The following is a 7,011-nucleotide window of genomic DNA, read 5'->3' as shown; positions in this document are numbered from 1 at the left end:
AAGCCAGGCTGGGGATCGCCAGCAGCGCCACCCCCACCGCCCAGGCTACCCCCCTTAGCTGGCACCTGTTTTTCTGCTCAAGGTCGATCCCGACCGCCATGCGCATCACCCCAATCAAACCACCCCACCTGCCAGTCTAGCCCGGGATCCCTGGCCCCGCTGGCGGGGCAGCGCGTTAGTCCTTACCATTTCCTCCCTTGGGCAGGCCTTGGGCCAGTTGCTTTTCCAGCTCGCTGACCCGCTGCAGTAACTGGCGGTTGGTTTCCAGCAGCTCGCGGGCTTGGCTGCTGAGATAGGGATCCGATTCCCACCAGTTGATCCCAATCTCCTTGGCCTTGTCCACCGAAGCGATCAGCAGCCGAATGCGCACATTGAGCAGCTCCACATTGCCCACCGAAACGGTGATATCCCCGGCGATGACAATCCCCTTGTCCAAAACCCGCTCCAAGACATCGGCCAGAGAGGAGCCATGCGTTGCCGTGGCCAGGGGTTGAGAGGTAATAGGCACAGAGAATTTCCCTCCAAAGTGTGCGAAAGCATACAAATATCAGCCGGGCAGTTGATCCAGCAAATAGTTGAGCACCTGGGCTCCTTCCTCGTAGCGCTTGCCGGCCCTGGGCAACAGCACGTCAGCGCACAGAGCGCGAAAATCGGCATTGTCCTTGCTCACCGCCAGCTCGTGCTCCTTGACAATGCGTCCGATCATCAGACAACTGCGCAGGCTGGGGTGGCGGGTCAGATCCAATTTGCGGCGAAAAGCGCGGACGATGTGGACGATCTTGAGCGCATCAGGGGCAGAGAGACCGATGCGCGCGGTGAGGATCTCCTTTTCGGTCTCGATATCCGGCTCGCCGATATCGATGGTGATCATCCGATCCAGCAGCGCATCCTGGGCCTTGTGAACTCCGGTGTATTCCTCTGGGTTGGAGGTGAAGATGGCCCGGAACTGGGGATGCACCCGCAGATACTCCGAGCGGTTGCTGCCCGGCGGCAACACCAGCAGCCTCTCTTCCAAAGCGCTCAGGAGGGCGTTGTTGGCCTCCGGGCGGGAGCGGTTGAACTCGTCGTAGATGAGGGTGAACCCCTCGCGGCAGGCCAAGGTGAGGCGGGCATCCACCCAGCGCTGCTGCACATCCTCCTCCGTCTTCACCACCGAGTGGATAAAGTTGTCCACCACCCGCCGATGGGTAAAGCCGGTGCGCCCCCCGATCAGGTCGGAAGAATCGAAGCGATCGTCGCCGTAGATCAGCATGATGGGACGGCCCAGCAGGCTAGCCAGATGCATCGCCAGGGTAGTCTTGCCTGTGCCCGAAGGGCCCCGCAGATGCACCGCAAAACCCGATTGCAGATAGCGCAAAGCGCGGCGGGTAATCCGCTCGATGTAAGGAGTGTTTACGAACTGGCGGGGACGCGCCTGCAGAACCGTGGCCATAGCAATACCCAACTCTCAATTGCCTTGACGCTCTTGCCTCGACTATAGCGGCAACGGTCTTCTTGCGCTCACAGGTGTTAGGCCGGGATCAGATGGCAACCGTCGCTGACACCATACGCCGCAAGGTGGCCAGGATCTCGGAGGGATCCACCCCCAGATCCACCGCACCGCGGGCCAGCAGATCCCGCACCCGCTCCCGATCCCCGATCACCTGCAGCAAAGTTAGATCGGGAGCCTGCGCTTGCAGGTTGGTTACATAGTTGTTGACGTAGGCCATGATGCGATCCGAACTTGCCTCCTGCGGGGGCGCGGGCCGAACTGGAGCAGGTTCAGGTGGTGGCGGAGTCACCACAGGCTGAGGGGGAGGAGGAGCCGCCTCTTCTGAGACCGCAACCACAGGCTTTGGCAGGGAAACCTCAGCCGAAACCGTTTTCGAGGCATTGGCCGAGCTCTCAGACTTTTCACCTTCCAAGCCCTCAGAAGGGATGATGGGTTGGGCCTCTGGGATCCCATTCCCCCAGACCTGCTCGTGCAACGCCCTGCGGAAAGCCGCCAAAGCTTGCCGCAGAGCCTGGGCCTCTGCCCGCTGATCCTGAGCGACCTGAGCCAGCTCCTGCCGCGCGAGCTGCTGCAAAGCCTGTACCCGCTGCCGCAACTCAGCATAAAAAGACTGGCGAGCTTGTCGAGTTTGGCCGGCCATGGTCTGCCGGGCCTGTGCACAGGTGCTCAGCAATCTCCCCACCGTCGCTGTCAAGTTGGCTTGAAAAGTCTGCAGCTCCTGCTGCTGGGCCTGCGATTGGGCGGCTCGCTCTTGAGCCATGCGGGAGAGAAGCTCCGCCACCGCTTTGACCCGCTGGGCCACAGCCTCCATGCGAGAATGCTCGTCCAAGGCCCGCTGCGCCGCCCGGCTCTGGTTGAAGCTCTTCAGTTGCCTACGGGTTTGCTCCCTCTGTTGCCGGATTGCCTCTTGTCGTTCCCGGCGGCGTTGCTCCAGCTCGGCTATCAGAGCTCGGTGCTGCTCCAGACGCTGCTGCCGGGATTGACTGAACAAACTTTGATTCTGGGCCACCCGTTGGTTGTGGGCCATGGCCCACTGTTCCCGCAAACTCATGGCGCTCCCTCTCTCCTGTTGGTTTTTACTTTGACACTCCCACCGCCTAAAGGCGGGGGATTCTTACGCAGTCCACAAAAGAACCCGTAATGGCGTTGTCAAAGCGCCTCTAGACAGTTCCTGAAGGCAAAGCCCCAAGGTTCTGCTGACTTTCTTAAGCAGGTTGGCGGCAGCATTTGCCTCAGCGTTGACCAACCACCCCTTTGCCGTTTGGTACAGGCCCCGCTTGACACGCTTTCCAGAGGGTCTCCACCCGTCGGGTTTTTCACCATAATTAGGTAGCCCATCTCCATCTAGGAAGCTTGCCTGCGAGCTGTACGCCTCCTCTACCTCAATAAATTCAATGCCACAATGCTGACTACCCTTTTGTGTGGGTCAGGGGCACTACGGCCTTTTTCCCTTCTCCCAGATAGCTGGCTTCGGCACTTGCGTGGCAATGCAAACCGGCAGGCCGCACAAGTCCTCCACCTGGGAGCGGGAATAGCCGGGCTGTTGGTCGGTCAAAGTTGGCCAGAACTGAGCAAAGCGAGGCAGAGACTCTACCCTGGTCCCTGCCTCACTAGCGACCTGCTTCGACAGGACTGCCAAGCCATAGCGGCTGCGGGAGGCAGCTGCCGCCTCTTTACAAGTGGCTGAAGACGGCCAGACTTAGACGGCAGGGGCAGCAGCAGTAGCCGTCAGGCCCACCGCCTCGGCGTATTTCAGGTAGGTTTCCACCGAAGCCACGACAACGCGAGCTTCAATGGCCAACAGCTCGATCCCCACCAGAGAAACCCGCACCCAGGCATCGACCACGATCCCTTTGTCCAAAATGCGGTCGATCACTTCGGCCAGGCTGGAAGAAGAGTTCACTTTCTCAACTGCCATGACGATCTCTCCTGCACTGATGATGGTTGGATGGTTGAAGACGAATCGGCGGCAAAATTGCAGGTTGGAAGGGATCCTAACCTTGGATCGGCCCCCTGGGGTAACACCCGCCCCTTGTATCACCCCAGCCCCATTGTGCTGGCTTTTTTCGGGGAGAACACCCGTAGATTCGCTTAAAAAACGTGACGGGCTGACAAGAGTCGCCGTCTCCTCCGAGCGCCACCCCGCCTTCATAGTACCCGCTGGTAGAGAAAATGGGTCAAAGGGTGAGAGGGTCCCGGGGAGAGGCCCTCAAGTCAGGGTGCGGGCCGGCAGGGATCCCCTATACTGAGAGCAGTGCGCTTGCCGACATGCCGTCCTTCCGCTGGCCAAGAGGGCTGCTGTGACCGAGTTCAACACCGGGATCCCAAGCGTGCGTCGCCTGCAGCGGGTGATCCGGGATCGGGAAATCGTTGAGGTTAAGCTCAATACCGGCGATGTCTTCGTCGGCCAGTTGCGCTGGCAGGATCCCGACTGCCTTTGTTTGGCCGACGCTGAGGGACAAGAATCGCTGCTGTGGCGCTCCGCCATCGCCTTCGTCAAAGTCAGACCTCCCTCCTAAACCCAAACCCCTGCAGCCCTTGGCCGTCGCTGGCTTCCCGGCGGCAAGGGTTTCTTTGGCGCACCTATCGACAGCTCTGGCCAAAGCCCCCGGCGAAAAGGCTATGATTCAGCAAGAAGTGTGAAAAAATTTACCCTCCTCCCCTCTAGCCATGTCAACCGGCCCCATCGAGCTTGCCCTGCAACCTGTCGCCCAGCGGCATAACCACTACAGCCGCGAGGATTTTTTTCGCTTCGACCGCTCCCAGGGATCCCTAGTAGACTGGACGGGCGCGCGCAACGTCTTGGTAAGCGAGGATTTTATCCTAGGTTTGCAACAGGGCCTGGAAGAAGAAGTGGGGGATGCCTCGGCCTCCTTGATGTACACCATTGGCCGCGAGTGGGGCCGCAACGATGCAATCCACTTCTCCCACTGGTTTGAGGAAGAGTATCGGCGCAAACCCAAGCAGAGCCACCTGATGTTCCTCTTGGAAACCTGGTGGTGGCCCTTGACCTCGCAGGGCTGGGGGCGCTGGGAGGTGGAGACCGAGAGCCGGCGGCAGGGGTTTATTTTTATCAACCTCTTTGACTCCGCCGTGGCCCGCACCCTGGGGGATGTGGGCAAGCCGGTTTGCCATCTCTACGCTGGCTTATTTGCCGGGTTTTTCAGCGCCATGGTGGAACGGCAGCTCAACTGCATCGAGATCCAGTGCTACTCCATGGGAGAAAGCTACTGTAAGTTTTTGCTCGGCAGCAAAGATCGCATCGATGCGGCTGCCTTTTGGCTCAACGAAGGGGCCAGCGCCAGCGAAATTGCCCAAAAGTTGCGCTCCGGTCAAGGAGTGACCAAGCCATGACAGCAGAGGTTTTTCTGGAAGAATCGGTGCAGAGCTTTTTTGCTCGCCTGAATTGGGATAACCGCCCTCTGCAAGACCCCTCGCTGCCCATGCCTTTTGTACGGGTGCGAGAGCATTTTGCCTCCATCCCCTGGACGGGGGATCCCCTGGCTTTGGCGGCCCGTTCCTTGGGATCCCTCTCGGCAGCGCTGCCGCCCCAGCCTGAAGAGGAACCGATTACTTTGGCCGATTTATTCAGCCTGTTTTGAACGCCGACACCCGCTGAGCACCCACCAACACTTTGGAGAAGTGAGATGGTGAGCCCACTGGAGCAGATGCTAATTGAGGCCGAGGCCCGCTACCTCACGCCGGAGCAACTGGAGCAGCTCAAAGCCTATGTGCTCGGCTGGCCAAAGCGGCTGCACGTGTACCGGGTCGTACGGGAAGGGGAGAGCCAGATGGTGAGCCGCACCCTAGACACCCTTCAAAAGGAGATGCCCAATCTTTCTCCGCAAACGGTAAACCTGTGCCGGCGGCACCTGCTCCTGTTGCTGCGTCAGAGCGCCCTGGCCATGTTGCTGCAGGACGAAAACCTCTTGAAGGAGCGGCTGATCGAGTGGATGGAAGAGGAGGTGCGCCTGTACGAGCTGCAGAGCGTTTATGAGGTAGTCCATCGGACTTTTCAGCAAGAGCTTAGGGATCACCTAACTCCCGGCGAACTGGAGTTCATCCGCCCCTGGATCACCCAGGTGCAGGCAGCTTTGCTCTCTTTAAACGGCCTCAAATCCGCCTAGAACCTTCCCCACCGCCTTTTGGTAACTTACCGATACTGATAACCCAGGGATCCCCTATGGCCAGCACCCCCCCCATCCCCAGCAGCCTCGCCGACTTTGACCCCTACACGCCTGTTTTGGCCAACTATTACGCGCCCAGCGCCTATCTGCAAGGCGATCTGGAGTCCGGTTTGCTGGAAAGTCGCCACGGCGACCGGCTCTTGGCCCTTCCAGAAGCATTGCTACGAGGCATCTACACCGGCTTGGAATACGAGACAGGGCAGGCCGCCCGCCTGGTATTGCGCAACTGTGGCCGTATGTGGGGCAAAGAGTTTTTCCGCCGCTTTGCCCAGGAGCTCTCCGACTACTACCAGAAGCCGTTGTCCGAGCTGGAGATGGGGCTCTTTTTACAAAATCTCAAACAAGCCTGGAAGACCCACGGCTGGGGGCTGATCGACATCGACTGGACCTACAAAAATGAGGGGGTGCTGGTGGTGTCGATCCGCAACTCTCCCTTTGCCGCTGCCACACCCCCCCACTTCAAGCGCCCGATGGGCTTTTTGGAGGCAGGGCTGTTGGCCACCTGGTTTAGCCAGCTGACCGGCCAGGATCTGGGCTGTGTGCAAACCACCAGCGAGGCTTTGGGAGCGAAGAGCAACTTGTTTATCTTGACCGCTGCCGCCCGCCTCAAGGAAGGAGAGGCCTGGGTGGACTCCGGCCTCAGCCACGACCAGATCCTGGAGAAGTTGTTACAGCCCGCCCCGTAACCAGATCCAGCAGCGGGATGGGATCCCGTCGGGACGAGTCTGTATAATTCTCTGGAAGCAGGACGAGCTCAAGCGCTTGAGGGTGTAGCCATTGGGGTGGCGGGTCAGAGCAATCCGAGGGGCCATCACCGTTCCGGCAAACACTGCCGAGGCCATTGGCGCTGCGGTGAACGAGCTGCTGGACGCCCTGGAACATCGCAACGCCATCAATCCGGCGGAGTTGGTGAGCGTCATTTTCTCCGTTACCCCCGATCTCAACGCGGCCTTTCCTGCCCAATTTGCCCGCCGCCGCCCCGGCTGGGAGTTGGTGCCTCTGTTGGACGTGCAACAAATGGACGTCAACGGCGCTCTGCCCCGTTGTATCCGCGTTTTGATCCAACTGAACACCCCGCTGGCCCAGGCTGAGATGCACCACGTCTATCTGCGAGGTGCCCGCGAGCTACGGCCTGATCTCAGCCCAGTTTAGGAGGATAGCTTCTCGCGCAGCCGAGCCTCCCACTGTTGCAGTTGCTCCTGGAGAGCGGCCATCTCCGCTTCGCGACGGCTCAGCTCTTGACTTTGCCGGGTCAAAGATTGACGCCAGCTTTCGATCTCCGCCAGGTCGGCCAGGCTGCGGGCCTGCGAGAGGCTGTGCAACATCTCCACC

The 7,011-nt window shown here is 59.9% G+C and carries 10 protein-coding genes and 1 pseudogene; 6 read left to right on the top strand and 5 right to left on the bottom strand.

Going from position 1 to position 7,011, the window contains the following annotated elements; translation table 11 throughout:
• Positions 1–175: 175 nt before the first annotated feature.
• From NW809_RS09570 to gvpA, 4 genes are all read right to left on the bottom strand, one after another.
• A complete protein-coding gene (locus tag NW809_RS09570) occupies positions 176–508 on the bottom strand; it encodes a gas vesicle protein (RefSeq protein ID WP_011429713.1) in 333 nt (110 codons plus the stop codon).
• A 39-nt stretch (positions 509–547) separates the two neighbouring features.
• Positions 548–1,432 (bottom strand): gas vesicle protein GvpN, encoded by an 885-nt coding sequence (gene gvpN, locus NW809_RS09565; RefSeq protein ID WP_414402010.1) that lies wholly within the window; start codon positions 1,430–1,432, stop codon positions 548–550.
• 88 nt (positions 1,433–1,520) lie between these two features.
• Positions 1,521–2,543: a gas vesicle protein GvpC gene (gvpC, locus tag NW809_RS09560; protein WP_099812338.1), complete on the bottom strand. Its 1,023-nt coding sequence runs from the start codon at positions 2,541–2,543 to the stop codon at positions 1,521–1,523.
• Positions 2,544–3,191: 648 nt separating this feature from the next.
• Positions 3,192–3,410, bottom strand: a complete 219-nt coding sequence (gene gvpA, locus NW809_RS09555) for a gas vesicle structural protein GvpA (RefSeq protein WP_011429717.1) — start codon at positions 3,408–3,410, stop codon at positions 3,192–3,194.
• Between the two features lie 382 nt (positions 3,411–3,792).
• Between gvpA and NW809_RS09550 the strand changes: the two genes are divergently transcribed.
• The 6 genes from NW809_RS09550 (at position 3,793) to aroH (ending at position 6,831) form a co-directional block, all read left to right on the top strand.
• A complete protein-coding gene (locus NW809_RS09550) occupies positions 3,793–4,011 on the top strand; it encodes an Hfq-related RNA-binding protein (protein ID WP_011429718.1) in 219 nt (72 codons plus the stop codon).
• Between the two features lie 151 nt (positions 4,012–4,162).
• The gene (locus NW809_RS09545; RefSeq protein ID WP_011429719.1) at positions 4,163–4,846 is read left to right on the top strand and encodes a V4R domain-containing protein; all 684 of its coding nucleotides are present in this window, start codon (positions 4,163–4,165) and stop codon (positions 4,844–4,846) included.
• Positions 4,843–5,094, top strand: coding sequence for a hypothetical protein (locus NW809_RS09540; protein WP_011429720.1), 252 nt, complete (start codon positions 4,843–4,845; stop codon positions 5,092–5,094). Before NW809_RS09545 ends, NW809_RS09540 begins: the two co-directional genes overlap by 4 nt.
• A gap of 45 nt (positions 5,095–5,139) precedes the next feature.
• The gene (locus tag NW809_RS09535; protein ID WP_011429721.1) at positions 5,140–5,619 is read left to right on the top strand and encodes a hypothetical protein; all 480 of its coding nucleotides are present in this window, start codon (positions 5,140–5,142) and stop codon (positions 5,617–5,619) included.
• Positions 5,620–5,675: 56 nt separating this feature from the next.
• Positions 5,676–6,365 carry a V4R domain-containing protein gene (locus tag NW809_RS09530; protein ID WP_414402009.1) on the top strand — a complete coding sequence of 230 codons (690 nt, stop codon included), beginning with the start codon at positions 5,676–5,678 and terminating at the stop codon, positions 6,363–6,365.
• 91 nt (positions 6,366–6,456) lie between these two features.
• Entirely contained in the window at positions 6,457–6,831 is a 375-nt protein-coding gene (aroH, locus tag NW809_RS09525) for a chorismate mutase (RefSeq protein ID WP_011429723.1), read from the top strand.
• Here the strand turns inward: aroH and NW809_RS09520 are convergent.
• Positions 6,828–7,011: pseudogene (locus NW809_RS09520) on the bottom strand (hypothetical protein); the annotation flags it as partial. The gene aroH and the pseudogene NW809_RS09520 sit on opposite strands and share 4 nt — an antisense overlap.

Origin of the sequence: Synechococcus sp. WC101 (assembly GCF_047461555.1) — a bacterium.
Taxonomy (GTDB): domain Bacteria; phylum Cyanobacteriota; class Cyanobacteriia; order Thermostichales; family Thermostichaceae; genus Thermostichus.
Note: the sequence above shows the minus strand (reverse complement) of the source record. Positions and strands in the feature narration are given on the sequence as shown.

Coding starts and splice junctions, on each gene's coding strand:
- gvpN (WP_414402010.1), bottom strand. CDS start 1,432: ATGGCCACGGTTCTGCAGGCGCGTCCCCGCCAGTTCGTAAACACTCCT.
- NW809_RS09530 (WP_414402009.1), top strand. CDS start 5,676: ATGGCCAGCACCCCCCCCATCCCCAGCAGCCTCGCCGACTTTGACCCC.
- NW809_RS09545 (WP_011429719.1), top strand. CDS start 4,163: ATGTCAACCGGCCCCATCGAGCTTGCCCTGCAACCTGTCGCCCAGCGG.
- gvpA (WP_011429717.1), bottom strand. CDS start 3,410: ATGGCAGTTGAGAAAGTGAACTCTTCTTCCAGCCTGGCCGAAGTGATC.
- NW809_RS09540 (WP_011429720.1), top strand. CDS start 4,843: ATGACAGCAGAGGTTTTTCTGGAAGAATCGGTGCAGAGCTTTTTTGCT.
- NW809_RS09535 (WP_011429721.1), top strand. CDS start 5,140: ATGGTGAGCCCACTGGAGCAGATGCTAATTGAGGCCGAGGCCCGCTAC.
- gvpC (WP_099812338.1), bottom strand. CDS start 2,543: ATGAGTTTGCGGGAACAGTGGGCCATGGCCCACAACCAACGGGTGGCC.